This is a genomic window from Candidatus Nitrosopumilus sp. (genome assembly GCF_965223225.1).
Lineage (GTDB): Archaea > Thermoproteota > Nitrososphaeria > Nitrososphaerales > Nitrosopumilaceae > Nitrosopumilus.
In genome coordinates, this window is the sequence record NZ_CBDCVU010000004.1 from 213,835 (window position 1) to 228,667 (window position 14,833).

General features: G+C 32.9%; 19 protein-coding genes and 2 tRNA genes. 5 read left to right on the plus strand and 16 right to left on the minus strand.

Annotated features, from left to right (window positions below):
* Position 1 precedes the first annotated feature (1 nt).
* Positions 2-277 carry a hypothetical protein gene (locus ACOQN3_RS01545; RefSeq protein ID WP_420544734.1) on the minus strand — a complete coding sequence of 92 codons (276 nt, stop codon included), beginning with the start codon at positions 275-277 and terminating at the stop codon, positions 2-4.
* A 104-nt stretch (positions 278-381) separates the two neighbouring features.
* Positions 382-1,410 (minus strand): magnesium transporter CorA family protein, encoded by a 1,029-nt coding sequence (locus ACOQN3_RS01550; RefSeq protein ID WP_420544735.1) that lies wholly within the window; start codon positions 1,408-1,410, stop codon positions 382-384.
* A 270-nt stretch (positions 1,411-1,680) separates the two neighbouring features.
* Between ACOQN3_RS01550 and ACOQN3_RS01555 the strand changes: the two genes are divergently transcribed.
* Positions 1,681-1,752 (plus strand) — tRNA-His (locus tag ACOQN3_RS01555).
* A 273-nt stretch (positions 1,753-2,025) separates the two neighbouring features.
* Here the strand turns inward: ACOQN3_RS01555 and ACOQN3_RS01560 are convergent.
* Genes ACOQN3_RS01560 through ACOQN3_RS01575 form a run of 4 tightly spaced genes read right to left on the minus strand, consistent with a single transcriptional unit; the run spans position 2,026 to position 3,818 of the window.
* Positions 2,026-2,373 (minus strand): hypothetical protein, encoded by a 348-nt coding sequence (locus ACOQN3_RS01560; RefSeq protein ID WP_420544736.1) that lies wholly within the window; start codon positions 2,371-2,373, stop codon positions 2,026-2,028.
* Positions 2,374-2,417: 44 nt separating this feature from the next.
* The gene (locus ACOQN3_RS01565; protein WP_420544737.1) at positions 2,418-3,179 is read right to left on the minus strand and encodes a class I SAM-dependent methyltransferase; all 762 of its coding nucleotides are present in this window, start codon (positions 3,177-3,179) and stop codon (positions 2,418-2,420) included.
* Positions 3,180-3,204: 25 nt separating this feature from the next.
* Entirely contained in the window at positions 3,205-3,474 is a 270-nt protein-coding gene (locus ACOQN3_RS01570) for a UPF0147 family protein (RefSeq protein ID WP_420544738.1), read from the minus strand.
* Positions 3,475-3,509: 35 nt separating this feature from the next.
* Positions 3,510-3,818, minus strand: a complete 309-nt coding sequence (locus ACOQN3_RS01575; RefSeq protein WP_420544739.1) for a Rieske (2Fe-2S) protein — start codon at positions 3,816-3,818, stop codon at positions 3,510-3,512.
* Between the two features lie 48 nt (positions 3,819-3,866).
* On the opposite strand from ACOQN3_RS01575, the gene ACOQN3_RS01580 reads away from it, so the two are divergent.
* A complete protein-coding gene (locus ACOQN3_RS01580; protein WP_420544740.1) occupies positions 3,867-4,649 on the plus strand; it encodes a GNAT family N-acetyltransferase in 783 nt (260 codons plus the stop codon).
* Here ACOQN3_RS01580 and ACOQN3_RS01585 read toward each other — a convergent pair.
* The 9 genes from ACOQN3_RS01585 to ACOQN3_RS01625 are packed head-to-tail and all read right to left on the minus strand — an operon-like array spanning position 4,646 to position 12,717.
* On the minus strand, positions 4,646-5,515 hold the full coding sequence (locus ACOQN3_RS01585; protein WP_420544741.1) for a fumarylacetoacetate hydrolase family protein: 870 nt from the start codon (positions 5,513-5,515) through the stop codon (positions 4,646-4,648). The genes ACOQN3_RS01580 and ACOQN3_RS01585 overlap by 4 nt on opposite strands.
* A 6-nt stretch (positions 5,516-5,521) precedes the next feature.
* A complete protein-coding gene (locus tag ACOQN3_RS01590; protein WP_420544742.1) occupies positions 5,522-7,234 on the minus strand; it encodes a glutamate--tRNA ligase in 1,713 nt (570 codons plus the stop codon).
* A gap of 17 nt (positions 7,235-7,251) precedes the next feature.
* Complete coding sequence (locus ACOQN3_RS01595) at positions 7,252-8,232, minus strand: polyprenyl synthetase family protein (RefSeq protein ID WP_420544743.1); 981 nt, start codon at positions 8,230-8,232, stop codon at positions 7,252-7,254.
* A complete protein-coding gene (idi, locus tag ACOQN3_RS01600; RefSeq protein WP_420544744.1) occupies positions 8,210-8,869 on the minus strand; it encodes an isopentenyl-diphosphate Delta-isomerase in 660 nt (219 codons plus the stop codon). Before idi ends, ACOQN3_RS01595 begins: the two co-directional genes overlap by 23 nt.
* Positions 8,862-9,614, minus strand: a complete 753-nt coding sequence (locus tag ACOQN3_RS01605; RefSeq protein WP_420544745.1) for an isopentenyl phosphate kinase — start codon at positions 9,612-9,614, stop codon at positions 8,862-8,864. Before ACOQN3_RS01605 ends, idi begins: the two co-directional genes overlap by 8 nt.
* Before the next feature lie 23 nt (positions 9,615-9,637).
* Positions 9,638-10,585: a mevalonate kinase gene (gene mvk, locus ACOQN3_RS01610; protein ID WP_420544746.1), complete on the minus strand. Its 948-nt coding sequence runs from the start codon at positions 10,583-10,585 to the stop codon at positions 9,638-9,640.
* A gap of 24 nt (positions 10,586-10,609) precedes the next feature.
* Positions 10,610-11,233, minus strand: a complete 624-nt coding sequence (gene rpsB / locus ACOQN3_RS01615) for a 30S ribosomal protein S2 (protein ID WP_420544747.1) — start codon at positions 11,231-11,233, stop codon at positions 10,610-10,612.
* 7 nt (positions 11,234-11,240) lie between these two features.
* Positions 11,241-12,479 (minus strand): phosphopyruvate hydratase, encoded by a 1,239-nt coding sequence (eno, locus tag ACOQN3_RS01620; protein ID WP_420544748.1) that lies wholly within the window; start codon positions 12,477-12,479, stop codon positions 11,241-11,243.
* 1 nt (position 12,480) lies between these two features.
* On the minus strand, positions 12,481-12,717 hold the full coding sequence (locus ACOQN3_RS01625) for a DNA-directed RNA polymerase subunit N (RefSeq protein ID WP_420544749.1): 237 nt from the start codon (positions 12,715-12,717) through the stop codon (positions 12,481-12,483).
* A 52-nt stretch (positions 12,718-12,769) separates the two neighbouring features.
* On the opposite strand from ACOQN3_RS01625, the gene ACOQN3_RS01630 reads away from it, so the two are divergent.
* Positions 12,770-12,854 (plus strand) — tRNA-Leu (locus ACOQN3_RS01630).
* A gap of 14 nt (positions 12,855-12,868) precedes the next feature.
* On the opposite strand, the gene ACOQN3_RS01635 is transcribed toward ACOQN3_RS01630, so the two are convergent.
* Entirely contained in the window at positions 12,869-13,483 is a 615-nt protein-coding gene (locus ACOQN3_RS01635; protein ID WP_420544750.1) for an RNA-binding protein, read from the minus strand.
* A 94-nt stretch (positions 13,484-13,577) separates the two neighbouring features.
* Here ACOQN3_RS01635 and ACOQN3_RS01640 point away from each other — a divergent pair, with 94 nt between their 5' ends.
* Positions 13,578-14,225, plus strand: coding sequence for an NAD(P)H-hydrate epimerase (locus ACOQN3_RS01640; RefSeq protein ID WP_420544751.1), 648 nt, complete (start codon positions 13,578-13,580; stop codon positions 14,223-14,225).
* Entirely contained in the window at positions 14,222-14,830 is a 609-nt protein-coding gene (locus ACOQN3_RS01645; RefSeq protein WP_420544752.1) for an MBL fold metallo-hydrolase, read from the plus strand. The genes ACOQN3_RS01640 and ACOQN3_RS01645 overlap by 4 nt, the downstream gene beginning before the upstream one ends.
* Positions 14,831-14,833 lie beyond the last annotated feature (3 nt).

The window sequence follows — 14,833 nt, forward strand, 5'->3', positions numbered from 1 at the left end:
GTTATTCTTTTGATCCTTTGTTTCTGCTTTTCCTTGAACCTGTCCCTCTACCGGTAATTCTAGTCATTCCTTCTGTTGATGGTCTGGGTCGTGCATCTGGAAGGTCCCCAAGTTTTTTTGAACCTGTCCCTCTACCTGTATGCACCATTCTATTTGCAGCTTTTCTCTTTCTTATTTTTTGAATTTTTCGAAATTCATCTCCGGACCAATTCTTAGGATCATCGTCAACTTCCATGGTGCCTGTCCCTCTACCGGTTCTTATTCGTATTTTACCCACAATTTAGATAAAATTGTCTTGTATTTATCTAATCTCGTAATTCTCATAATAAAAAAATCAAGAACAAGATATTTTTTGTAATCCTATTTTTCTAAACAGCTTCTTTAGCTATTGATCCATCCCAACTTTCTAAAATATGCAAACATCAATGCTGCAGGAATTGCCGATGCGAGTATGATGACAATGAAAGTTGAAAATGGACCTAAGACCATCATTTCTCCCTCTCCCATTGTGGCTCCAGGTAAATTCACATTCATTCCATAGAATGTTCCGATAACTGTTGATGGAATAGCCAAAGTAAAAATTATTGTTAACACTGCAAGTACTTTGTTTGTTTTTTCAGTACTTAATACAAAATCTGTGTCTTTGTAAATTTCCATAGTCTCCCTTGATTCCTCCAACGTCTCAATCACTTTATCAATGTGATCAATAACATCATCAAAATATAACGTCAATTCCTCATCTCCTCGTTCCGAGAATTTTTTGATATTTTTTGCAATCTCTAAAACAAATTTCTTTAGTGGATTTGCTATTCTTCTTAATCTGTTGATCTCTCTTCTGAGCAATGCAATACTTCTTGCTACTGGTTTTGTTTCATCAAATACTCTATCTTCCATTTCATCTAAATTCGCAATAATTTTTCTAGATGTATGTGAAAGATCATCTACCAATACGTCGATTATCTCATGAAGTAAGAATCCTGATGATTTTTCTAATAATCTATTTTTTCGCTCAATATCTGAATCTGATTTGCAAATATCTACTAATTCTACTAATGGTTTCAAGTCTCCTTGATGTACTGTCACCAAAAAGTCTTTTCCTAAAAATACTGAAAGTTGACTATTCTTTGAAATACCAATTTTCTGAGATATTGGTGGGAAATGTAATATTACAAAAAAATGGTCACTATAACTATCTAATTTTGGAAGTTCAAATTTAGTCATACAATCCTCTATGTTTAGTTTATTGAAATTGTATTTTTGAGCCAATTTCTCAACATCACTTCTATCTGGATTTTGTAAATCTGTCCAGACAAATTTTCTTCCGTCTACTACTTCGATTTTATTCTCAATAGTATTTTCTATAGATTTCCTACCTGCACGCAATCTGTTAGTGATGAATCCTTTTCTCAAGTCGATTGGTAGCACAATACAACAAATTTAAAGCGATCGCTTAACCCAACACTGAATTTTTCATTCAAGTGACAAAAAATGATCTAATTGACTTCTACTTGAATGGCATCAAATAGTTGGCTCCTGCGTAAGAGAGTCCAATTGTAATAGCCATGGCAATCCACCATAATCGCATATTTTAGCTATTTCCTAGTTAATAATAAATCTACAGGCTAATTTCCAGTCGTAAGTTAAAGATTATTACTGGTTGAATATTTTTTCATTATCGTGGCCTTCGTAGTATAGTGGTTAGTATAGAGGACTGTGGATCCTCGGACAGGAGTTCGATTCCCCTCGAAGGCCCTCACTTTTGTATTTGAATTATAATGCAGAATCATGCCTAACTTACTTGACATGCTTCTTGATACAGTGGTATGTAGTCCTAGCAACACTAGAAGTTATCAAAAAATGAAACTGGTTTTCTTAATCGTAATAGACTACATGTAAAAAAAGTAGCAATTAGAAATGATTTTTTGATATTTGCTGATTTATTTCTAAATTTGATGTTGAATCGATTTTTAACAATTTTTTTCTTCTTTTATAAAATTAAATATTGGTTATTCCGGATCTGCATTTTTAAAAAATACCATACTTGCTTGATTCCATTTCCTCTTTTAAAGCAAGCTTAAACCGTGGGGATTTACTTTCAACATTTTTCATTAACCATGCAAGAAATTTCTTTTCCGTTCCTTTTCCCTTTAATTTTTCAAAATCTTTTCCCATCATCTCTACTAATTTTTGAATTAATGATCTGTTGACACTTAGTACAAAAAAATGCCATCCAAATGCAAATTCCGAATCAGTCATTACAAAATCTTCTTCTCCATGTACCATTTCTTCAAGTAATGATAACTGATGTGTTAAGGCTTTACTGGTTTTGTCATAGTCAATAGCTGAGACATTGATGTGAATCCTCTCTTCCATATTATGTTCACATCTAAACAAAATAAAAGGATTGCAGATGATGCTTATTCGTCTAGCATATGACTGAAGTCTATGTCAAAATTCATCTTCATGATACTGATATATGTTTGAATTGACTCTGGAATTTCATCTCCACATGCAACTCCTAATTTCTTTGCATTTAGCCATATTATCAGAGTCTGAATAATTGTTAAAAATCGATCGTTCTTAATTGCAGGATCTCCTATTGCCTTTGTATATCTTTCAGCAAATTCCCAAGCAGTTACAAAATCTACACATTTGACCTTAAATATTGATAGTAGTTGTTCTTGCATGCTATTTGCTTTCTTAAATGGGGTTTTATTGACTACGTATGGAAAATCTACCTCATCTGGAAGACAATTGGGAAGTGGCCCCCATATTGTAATTATTTTAGTTCCTGTTTTTAATTCCTTGAATTTCTTCATCATTGTATTGATTATTTTCTCATCTGCGAACCAAAACAAAATAACTGATGCATCTGAAAAATCTGATTCTTCTATGTTGCTGCAAATTAATTTCCCGTTTTTGTTTTCCTCTCCGAGATTTTTTCTTGCATCCTCAATTTTTCTTTGATTGTTATCAATTCCAACAGCTTTTTGTACTCCAAATTCTTCAATTGCTATTTTGATGCTTTTTTCATTACTACATCCTAAATGATAGAAAACATCATCTTGTTGTAAATCAACAAGTTTGAAAATTTCTAATAATGATTTTTCTGAAAGATGAGCATCTTCTCCATTGATTAAATTTGTTGGTAGAGTTTCTAAATATTCGTCAATCCTCAATGTGTGTACTGAATATTAACTGCATTTATTCTCTTATACTTTCCAGTTTTGATACTGCTTGCCACAACTGTGTTCTTACATAGGAAGGCATGTTGGGATCTTGGGTCACATCATCTAGCAAACTAATGGTGTTTGCTGCTCTCACAGATAAAGAATATTCATTGTTGTTTAAATCTGCAATTAGATCTGTAATTGATTTTTTAATTGTCTTTGGGGTTGAGTTACTTGCCACAATTTGTTCTAATGTTTCTACTGCTTCTTTCATTGATTCTTTATTTTGGGTTTCGTCGGCCATTCTAACATCTTTTCTTAAAATTTAGAGGTATATAGTTACATCTCTACAAATACACTATCAGATTCTACAGAGGTGCTGTACACTGTCAAATCTCTAATTTTTACTGGGAATTTTGTCATTTTTCCACTTTTACAATCAAACTCTGCAGCATGCCATCCACATGTTATAGTACAGCCATCTAATTTACCTTCAGATAAACTGGCACCTGAATGAGTACAAGAATCGTCTGTTGCATAAAAATTACCATCAATGTTTGTAACTAAGATTTCTCTTCCATCGATTGATACCTTTATCATTTTACCTGGAACAATATCTGTTGTTTTACCTGCAAAAATCTTTCCCAATGTGATTTTTATCTGATCATTCTTAATATTTTTTCGTATATCGTGAACATGATGATTAGACAGGCTAGAAATGAAGATAGAAAATTGATCCTAAAATTTTGTAAGAATACCTTCTCTTGGGGAGATTATATTGAAAAAGTATGGGATTATTGGATTGATGAAGGAAATCTATTTGTTTTTGAAAAAGATATTCCAATTGGAATTTGTCATGCTCTTTTCTTTCCAGATCAGGTGTGGATAGAAGGAATACGAATTGATTATGAATTTCGAAGACAAAAAGTAGCCTCAGATTTAGTAAAGCATGTTGAACTTATAGGAAAAAAGAAGAATATAAGATCTTCGTCCATGCTTATTGATACAAAAAATAATGCTTCCCTTACAATGGCCGCTTCATTAGGTTATGAAATCTTTCAGACTTGGTATTTTTTTTCATTATTACCAAAAACTACATCTAATTTTGAATCTGTATGTTTTACAAATTCAATTAATTTAGGATTGTGTTCTCGTTATGTTGATTCTTGGAGATGGGTTTTAATGGATGAAAATAATTTTTCATATCTCTCTACAAATAAAAAAATTATTTCAGCAAAAATAGATGATTTGACTACTGTTGCAATTATGACTGATTCAAAACACTTTGAAAAAACATTGATTGTTACTTTGTTTTCTGGTTCTGCTCAAACTGATTCACAAATAATTTTATTCTTACAAAATTTTGCAAAAGATGGAAAATATGATCAAATTCAAATTCTTTCCAATCAACGATGTCTTTTCTTGGATTCCTTAGAGTATAAATTATCTTTTCATCTTATGAAAAAATCTCTTATTTAATTAGACTTGACAACTTTTATTGTGTTGTTTAAGACTCCTAAACCTTCAATCTCCATTTCTATTTTATCTCCATCTTTTAGAAATACTGCATTAGGTTTGTTTAACATAACTCCTGCAGGAGTTCCAGTAGATATGATGTCTCCTTTCTCTAATGTCATAACTCTTGATATTTTTGAAACTATTTGGGGAATTTTTATGAACATGTTACTTGTAGATGAATTTTGTCGTACTTCTCCATTTACCTTTGTAGTGAGTTTTAAATTCTGAGGGTCTTCAATCTCGTCTACTGTAGTAATCCATGGACCGCATGGCGCAAAGGAATCAAAACTCTTTCCTCTAGTGAATTGCTTGTCTTTGAATTGTATGTCTCTTGCTGAGACGTCGTTGAATACCATATATCCGAATATTGCTTTGGCTGCTTCTTGCTCACTAATGTTTTTACAATTCTTTCCAATTATCATTGCTAATTCTACTTCATAGTCTAATTGTGTGACAAAATCTGGACACACAATATCTGCTCCTGTACTGTTTAGTGCCGTTCGAGGTTTTATCACTATTGCAGGATCATCTGGTGCCTGTAATCCTTGTTCTTTGGCATGATCTACGTAATTAAATGCCAAACAAATAATCTTATTTGGATTAGGGATAGGAGGCAGAAATTTGATTTTTGAAATATCTTCAGTATATGGCAGATCTTCTAATTTGTTTTTTATTTCATCATACCATCCATCAAAAAGAAAATCTTTGACACTGTGGGGGATAGGAACACCTGTCAGGTATGTGATCTCATCTCTTGTTGCTATTCTGGTTCCATTAACAAGACCGTATGTTTCTGCATTGTTATGTAAAAATCGTGCTATTTTCATTTATCATCACTTGTGAGTAAAAATCGCTTGAGTCTGGGATTCTTTTCTACAATATCCAAATCTAATGAATTGAACTTCTTCTCCTTCATTTATTTGTAGATAATATGGTTCAACATAAACATCAAACTCTTCTAGACTTTCTTCATCAAACTCTTCATTTTCATTAAATAATACTCTTGGAATTATCATCTTGATTTTATGTGCAGTTTTTTTTGGAACCCACTGTATTTTTGGAATATCTTTTAATTCTTCTTCTCCAATAAATCTAGCTTCTAATTCTGATCCTTCTTTTTCAATTTTTATATTTCCTAACCCTAAAAGTCTAATCTCATCTTCTTGTGTAATATTATCTGCATCTTCTCCAGAAATAAAAAATTCTTCATCAATCTTAATTATTCTTTTTTCGTCATTTTTTCCCGGATGATTCAAAACTTCAATTGATGATTTTTTTAAATCTTTTATCTTTAGTAATCTCGCATTTTTTACCATAAACAGTCTTTTACTATCTGCATCTACAAATTTTCGATTAAATGCCTCAAGTGATTCAAACGGAGCTAGCGTATTTGCCTTCGTTAAGCCCAAGGACATGATAAATTTTCTAATTGCTTCTGGCTTTATGCCTCTTCTTTTAAGGCCTTCAAGTGTTGGTAGTCTTGGATCATCGTACCATGAAACTTTTCCTTCTTCTATCAATGGTTTAATGATTCGCTTTGAAATTGGCATTCCTTTAAACTCCAATCTGGAAAAGAAACCTTGGTATGGTTTTCTCATTTTTAATGCGTCTAAGATTGCGTATATGACTTCCTCTCTTAATTCAAATTCTTTTGAACGAAATGCATGAGTGACTCCATCTATACTGTCTTCTATAGCTACGGCAAAATCATAACTAGGCCAGATTCTATATTTCTGACCAACTGTGTAATGTTTTTCATCAATTATCCTAAACAATACTGGATCTCTCATTACAGCATTATCTGCTTTCATGTCTCCTCTAAATCTGACAATAGCTTCTCCAGGCTTGAATTTTGTTTTCATTTTCTCCCAATTTTTTTTATTTTTTTCATCACCTTCTCTACTGCATTTGCAAGCTTTTCTTTCTCTTCTGTTCTTACTTATGTCGTCTCTCTTACAGGTACACACATAGGCTTTTCCAGAATTGATCAATTCAATTCCTTTTTCATAGAAAATTTCCATATCGTCTGAGGTGTTTTTTATTACATCGAACTCTATTCCAAGCCATTCTAGGCCTACTTTTATTGCTGCATGATATTCCATCCTTTCAGCTTCAGGATTTGTGTCATCCATTCTTAAAATGAATTTCCCGTTGTACATTTTTGCATACTCTGAATTAATGATAGCAGCTTTTGCATGTCCGATATGCGGATAACCATTTGGTTCTGGTGGAAATCTTGTAACCACTTTTCCATCTACTGCATTTTCTAATTCTGGTAATCCTTCACGTTCCTCTGGTTTTTTCTTTGTTTGTAATAGTTCTGGAAATTCATTTTCAATTTCTTTTTTTTGTTCTTCAGTAGATAGTTGATTAATTTCTTCTACTATCTTTGAAATATCTTGAGAAATTTCTTTTACTTTAGATCTTAGATCTGGAGTTGTTCCCAAAATCTTTCCTAAAACAACTTTATCTTGCGTCTGACCTTTATGCTCAAATGCATTTTGAAGAGCTAGCTTTCTTATCTCTTTTTTTATTTTCTCATCCAAATTTTTCTACCTGTTGTTTATACACTTCGTTTTACTACAAAGTCTAATAATACAATTAATTCTCTCTTGTTTGGTCCTGAGTATGTCTCTAATGATTTTTCAGCTTTAGATGCATAACTAAGTGCCTGCCTTCTAACCTTCTCCTCAATTCCTATGGAGCGAATCACTTCCACTGCTTTGTTAAGATCTTTTCTTGTAATTTTTGAATTTCCAAATGCATTAAGAATAGTTTTTTTATCTTTCCCTTTTGATGATTTAATGGCCATTAAAATCGGAAGTGATTTTTTACCTTCTCTCAAATCATTACCTACTGGTTTCTTTGTAATTTTTGGATCACCCATTACACCAATAAGATCGTCTGTTATCTGAAATGCAATTCCTAAATTTTTTCCAAATGTGGAAAGATTTCTAATGTCCTTGTTTTTTCTTGTTGCACAAATTGCACCCATAGCACATGATACATCAAATAATGCTGCTGTTTTTTTGCTTATCATGTTGATGTATTCTGCCTGTGTGGGAATTCTTTTTTCATCAGCCATTTTGATGTCTAACAATTGCCCTTCACAAACATCAACACATGCTTTAGCTAACCTTGATACTAACTCTGTGATTGCATCCGAGGATAATTTTGATTGAGTAATTACCTGATATGCTTTGGAAAATAGCACATCTCCAGCAAGAATTGCTAATGGCATTCCAAATTTTTTATGTACTGTAGGAACCCCATGTCTAACTTCATCATTATCCATAATGTCATCATGTACTAATGTGAAATTGTGGATCATTTCTACAGCACTAGCTGCAGGCATTGCTTTGGATGATCTTCCCCCTAAAATCTTACAGCTTTGAAAAACCATGTATGGCCTAAGTCTTTTCCCACCATGCACGATCAAATGACCTGCTGCATCATAGAGTTTTTTTGGATTTCCTTTGAGTTTTAAATTGAGATGTCTATTTACAATCTTTGCATTTTTTTCAATCTGTTTTGTTTTTTTCATCTATTATTCTCCATTTATCATTAGGCAAATGTTTACTGATTGCATTCATTAGACCTTCATGAAGTTCACTATTAATCCATGTCGATAGTATGTTTGTATGTTTATCGAGTTTATCTTTTCTAGATTTTTCAATTAATACTATGGCAATAAGCATCCATGGACAAAATATTTCGGGATTTGTTGCTATTTCTTCAAGTAATTTCTTTGACGAAATCCATCTTATTTCATCTATTTCTCCTTCCACCTTCTTTAGATTTTCAGGATTGTCTATGATTCCTATCAAAGTTGCACAAATTTCATTTTCTGAACCAATTGTTTTGTAACTGACATGGTATTCAAATTTGTTCAAATAATCTAATTTTCCACTTATTCCTAATTCTTCAGGCATTCTTCTTTCGCCTGATGATACATAACTTTCAGATTCTCTCGGATGACTTGCAAACGTTCCATCCCAGTCTCCAGGCCACAACATCTTCTCTTTTGCTCTTCTTGCAAGTGCTAAATTCCCATCTTGGTCAAAAAGCAAGGCAGTAAAAGCTCTATGTAATTTTCCATTTGGTAAGTGACACTTTACCTTCTCTTCTAGGCCTATTTGATTATCATCCTTGTCTACTAAAATCACTAATTCTTCAGGCATTCCTTTTCCCCTTAAACAATGTACCTTCATATTTCTTATTTTTAATCGCTTTTACAATTCTTTCAGGTTTGTTTCCATTTACAAAAAATACCTTGATACCTATCCGTGAAATCTCTATTGCTTCATTTACCTTTCTTGTCATGCCACCGGTAACATCCATGGTGTTCTGAGTTATCTTTGGATTCTCTCCTTTTAGCTCGTAGATCAATTTTTTTGTTTTAAGATCAGAATACAATCCATCTTCATTTAATGCAAAGATACATAATTTTGGTTTTAGAATTTTTGCAATGTGTGTTATGATCTTATCTCCTGATAGGATAAATGTTTTATTTTGACCATGCCATAAGGCATCTCCAAACGTAACAGGCACTAAACCTGATTTTGCAATTTTTTCCATCTCTTTTATTTTTTTAGGTATGGGTTTATTTCCAAACATAAAGTCTGTTGGTGGTAAACAATAGGGATTGATCTTATTTTTTAACAAAGAATCCAAAATTATTTTGTTTAACTCAATCATTGAATTTTTGACAATGGATACTCCTTTCAAATCATATTTCTTTTCTTTTGTATGCATATCATACTTGACAGACCAATAATGTCCATAAGATCCTCCTCCATGAACTATTATTTTTGGCTCTTCAATTTTTTTAAGTGCTTTACAGACATTTTCTATTGTTTTTCTTCTAACCGATAATGGTTTTTCTTTATTTGTAATGATTGAACCTCCTAATTTTATTAGAATCATGTTGTTCAAAATTATCTATTCAATTAAAAAGTATGCAGTCCTTCAAAATCAATTTTTGCATCAAAACAGTCATGATTGTGTTCTCTAAATTGACTAATTGCCTGATTTTGATTTGTTTTGTCTGTGAGAGTTATTATGCATCCTCCTCCTCCTGCACCTGTTATTTTTGCTCCATATGTTGACTTTTGCCCTAGTTTGATCATTTCTCTTAGTTTTTCATTTGATATTCCTATTTTTTCAAGATATTCTTGGTTTTGATTCATTTTTTCACCGAGTTTTTTGATTTTATTCTGTTCTAATAATACCAATACTTCTTGAATTAACTTTGATTCTTCTTCACATAATCTGGAAAATTCTTCCTTGTTTTCGTCTTTGAATTGTTTTACTCTTTTTACTACTTCATATGTAGAATGTGGAGTGTTTGAATTTCCAATTACAAATCCTAAGTTATAATCTGTGTTTATTTTTGTAAATCCATTTTTAACATCATATTGCACAATACCCCCATATGTACAAACCGTACAGTCTGCACCTGATGTATTTTTAAAAATTGTTTTTTCTGCATCTATGGCAATTTTCAAGATATCTTCTCTTGTTTTTTTTTCAAACAAACCTGAAATTGCCGCTGCTCCTGCAACACAACAAGCAGATGATGATCCTAGTCCTAACCCTACTGGTATTTCTGAATCTATTGTGATTTTAATTCCACCTGTTTGGTTTTGTTCTTGTAATGTCTTGTTTGCTAAAAAATAAAATGGCTTTAAAGGTGACTCAATTTTTGTTATGGTTTGGTTTGGTTCTACTGTTAAATTCCCAATTGCTGAATTGATTGAAATTTTTTGTTCATCTGTTTTTTCAGCTGTTACCGTTACTCTTTTATCAATTGTACAAAGTATTGCTTTTATTCCATATACTACAAAATGTTCTCCAAAAAGAATTATTTTTCCAGGTGCTGATGCTTTAGATTTCAAATGAACCCTTGATATTTTGTAATTCTATTCGATTTCCTCTTCGGTGATCTTTGTTTCAAAATCATCTATTTCATATTTCATTGGCTCATCCTCTTTTAATTCGCCCTTTTCAATTAGGATTTGTCTAACTAGTAACCAATACACTGTTGCAAGAGCTTTTCTTCCTCTGTTGTTTGCAGGAATTATTACATCCAAATTAGATGTGATGTTATCCGTATTTGCAACTCCAATAACTGGTATTCCTGCATTGGTAGCTTCGGTAACTGCTTGTTCGTCTACTTGTGGATCTGAAATTAAAACCAATCTTGGTTCAATATAGTATGGTAATGTTGGATTTGTTAAGGTGCCTGGCATAAACCTGCCCAGCAGTTTTTTTGAACCTAAAATTTCACAGAATTTTTCAACTGGCGTCTCTGCATATTGCCTTCCTGAACATACGATAAGTTTCTCTGTCCCTAACCTGTTGATGAATTTTGCAGCAGTCTGAATTTTCTCTAAAGTAATGTCTAAGTCAAGCATGTAGAGGCCTTCTGGGCTTGCTTTTGTTATGAAAGGTCTCATGAATTTTGTTTTAACTTGAGTTCCCACTCTTATTCCTGTGGTGAGTATTTTCTTCTTGATGTCTGTCGTTTCTGCTTGTTGACTCATGATGATTCTAAATCTCTGCCATACCGCGTATTAAATCATGCTCTGAAAGACGTAAAAGCTCATTAAGTTTGGATACTCTTTCTCCTCCTACTACTCCTACTTTGAGCATTTTTGATTTTGTAGCTAATCCTATATGTGAAATTTGAGAGTCTGTAGATTCTCCTGATCTATGGGATGTGATTAATTTGATGTTGTTATTATTTGCTAGATCTGCAAATTCAAGTGCATCAAAAAGACTACCTGCCTGGTTGACTTTCAAAATTGCTGCATTACATGATTTCATTTCTATTGCTTTTCCAAGGATATTTTTATTTGTCACAGTAAGGTCATCTCCTGTAACTAGAGTTTTTGGGAATTTTGCAGTTAGTTCAGACATATCTTCAAAAGCTTCTTCATGAACACTGTCTTCTGCATAAATCAGTTTGTACTTTTCAATAATATTTGCAGCAAAATCAATTTGTTCTTCTCTGGAATTTTCAAATCCTGCTCGGTCGTAACAATACTTTTGTTTTTCTTCATTCCATTGTGTTGATGATGCAAAGTCTACTCCTAACGAAACTTCTTTTCCTAATGTGAATCCTAAACTTTCACAAGCTCTTGCAGATATTTCTAATGCTTTTTGGTTTTCTAATTTTGGAGCCCATCCTCCTTCATCTCCTCTTCCGTTAGTAAAGTTAGGATCCTCCTTTTCAAGCATCTTGCGCAATTCTTTATGCACTGCTAAATTGGTCTCTATGGCTTCCTCTATGCTTTTTGAGCCCGTTGCACAAATTAAAATTTCTTGAATGTCTGGTGTGCCGGGACCTGCATGAGCTCCTCCTCCCAGAATATTTCCTAATGGGAATGGGAATCTAAAAGATTCTTCAGATGACAATGTTCTAAACAATGGTTGCTGCAAAGATTTTGATGCTGATTCCATTGCCGCAATTGTAACTGCAAAAGCTAATGCTCCTCCTATCTTTGAGTAGTTGTTCGTGTCATCTAGACTTTTCAAGGTATTGTGAATTTCTTTTAAATCTGAGGATTCCAACCCTACAAATTTTTGAGTATTATTGTTTAGAATTTCTAAACTTTTTTCTGGTTTTCCATCTGGAAAACTGACTGCTTCATACTTGCCAACACTTGCTCCTGATGGAGCGCAAACTCTTCCTAGGTGTTGATTGTCACTTTCAACATCTATTTCTATTGTTTTACTACCTCTACTATTGTATAGAATACGTCCTTTAATGGATGTAATTTTGGCCAAATTAATCTAATTCCGATTGAACTTCTTGTTTTCTTCTTTCAATTGCTTCATAAAATGGGATTACTTGCTGAATTGTCTCTACTGTAGTCAATAACATTCTCCTACAACAATATCTCTCTATTCCAAGTGAATCTAGTACTTTGGCAGGATCTTCTCCTGCTTTTATTTTATTTTCATATTCCTCGTATTTGTCTGCAATCAAATTTCCACATGTAAAACATCTAACAGGAATTAACATACGAACGGAAAAGTAACCAAGGATTATAAAAACCATACATGGAATTTTTGTTGCGGGTGTCGCCCAGCCTGGCCAAAGGCGCTAGCTTGAGGGGCTAGTCTCTTAGGAGTTCGTGGGTTCAAATCCCATCGCCCGCATTATATTCTTAAAATCACTTTCCTAAACTTTGTAATGTTTCTATCATTTCTGATCTTCTTTTTTCTTCTGTGATGGCCGATCTGACATCTTCTACTAAAATTCTGTTTACGTCTATTTTTCTACGAGCTTCTTTTACGACTTTGTCGTACATTGAAAAAGTATAAAGCTGAAGATACAAATTCTCCATTATGTTAAAAACACGCACTGATTCTTTGATTTCATTATTTCGAAGTTTATCAAATACCATTCTCTTTAATTCTCCTATACAATCTAGTAATCCTAATACATATGATTCTGGCATGACTGCCAGCTTTTGACTAGATGGGATTTCTTTTTTTTCTGCAATAGCAATAAGCGCTATTGCTTCTACAAATTCTTGCTCAGGGGTAACTAGATACCTTTTCAAATTTACATTTAATTTTTTTCGGTATTTTTTTAAAAGAACTTCAGCTTGCTGTGCATTTTTTTTACCTATTTTCAAATCTCCTTTATGTGTTGCAATGATTGATCTGCTACATAAAACGATGATTTCTCTTGAATTTTTCAGTAAAAATTCTCTGTCGTCTTGTAATCTTTCAAGGGATTTTGCAATTTTATTCAATGATATTTTTACATTTTTTAAGGTCATGATATTGATATTTAAAACTAGGATAAAGTCGTTTGGTATTTTTATTCTCAATTTTTGAAAAACTCTTAATTTGGACATGTTTTTTTTGTAAAGTATGGATATTACTGTAGATCAAATGTATCAGATTGAAAATAAAGGTCATGATATGGGTTTTTTAAAAAAATTCATGATGGAAAATGCAGGTGCCGCATCAGTTAAACGACTTATTGGCGAATTTGGAAATGTAAAATCAAAAAATATTCTAATTTTTGTTGGAATGGGAAATAATGGTGGTGATGGATTGGTGATGGCAAGACATCTGTCTGGATACGATGCAAAAGTGACTGTCTCTTTACTTGGAACACCTGAAATGATAAAAACCGAAGAAAGCACCTGGAACTGGTCAATTTTAAAAAAAATGCCATCAGTTAATTTACATCCGAATTCAAAACTTGATTTTGACTTTCAACCCGACATTATTGTTGACAGCATTTTTGGCACGGGCATCACAGGTGATATACGTGAACCTTATGCATCTGCAATTGATTATATCAATAAAATGAATTGTTTTAAATTTGCAGTAGACGTCCCATCTGGTTTAGATCCACAAACTGGGAATACTGCAAATGTATTTACAAAATGTGACATGACGGTGACATTTCATAAAATGAAACAAGGTATTCCAAAACGTAGAGATTTAACAGGAAACCTGTATGCAGAAAAAATTGGAATCCCTCCAGAAGCTGAAGTTGGTATATTATGAGAGTATATCAAATTCAGGTTGGAAATATGCAAAACTTTAGCTATATTGTAGCTGATGACGATACTAATGATGCAATAATAATTGACCCTTCTTGGGATCTTGTAGAACTAGAACTTATCATCAAAGAACATAATCTTAATGTGAAGTACATCGTAAACACACATCATCATTTTGATCACACATTGGGTAATGACGAAATGATTCAGTTTACCAAAGCACCTGTAATTCAACATGAGTTCTCTGAACTGAAAAATGATTTGGTGGTCAAGGATGGTGATTTTATAGAGTTTGGTAACACAAAATTGAAGGTACTTCACACTCCCGGACACTCACAAGACAGCATTTGTTTGATTGGTGATGGAAAAATTTTCACAGGAGATACGTTATTTGTGGGAAATTGTGGTAGAATTGATTTGCCTGGAGGAAGTGCAAAAGATCTATTTCATAGCTTATTTGATGTGTTGTATTCACTAGATGATGATCTGGTTTTGTATCCCGGTCATAATTATGGTCCATCTGAAACATCTACAATTAGACAAGAAAAAATAACTAACCTAATATTGCAAAAAAGGACTGAGCAAGAATTCATAGACATGATGGGTTAGTGA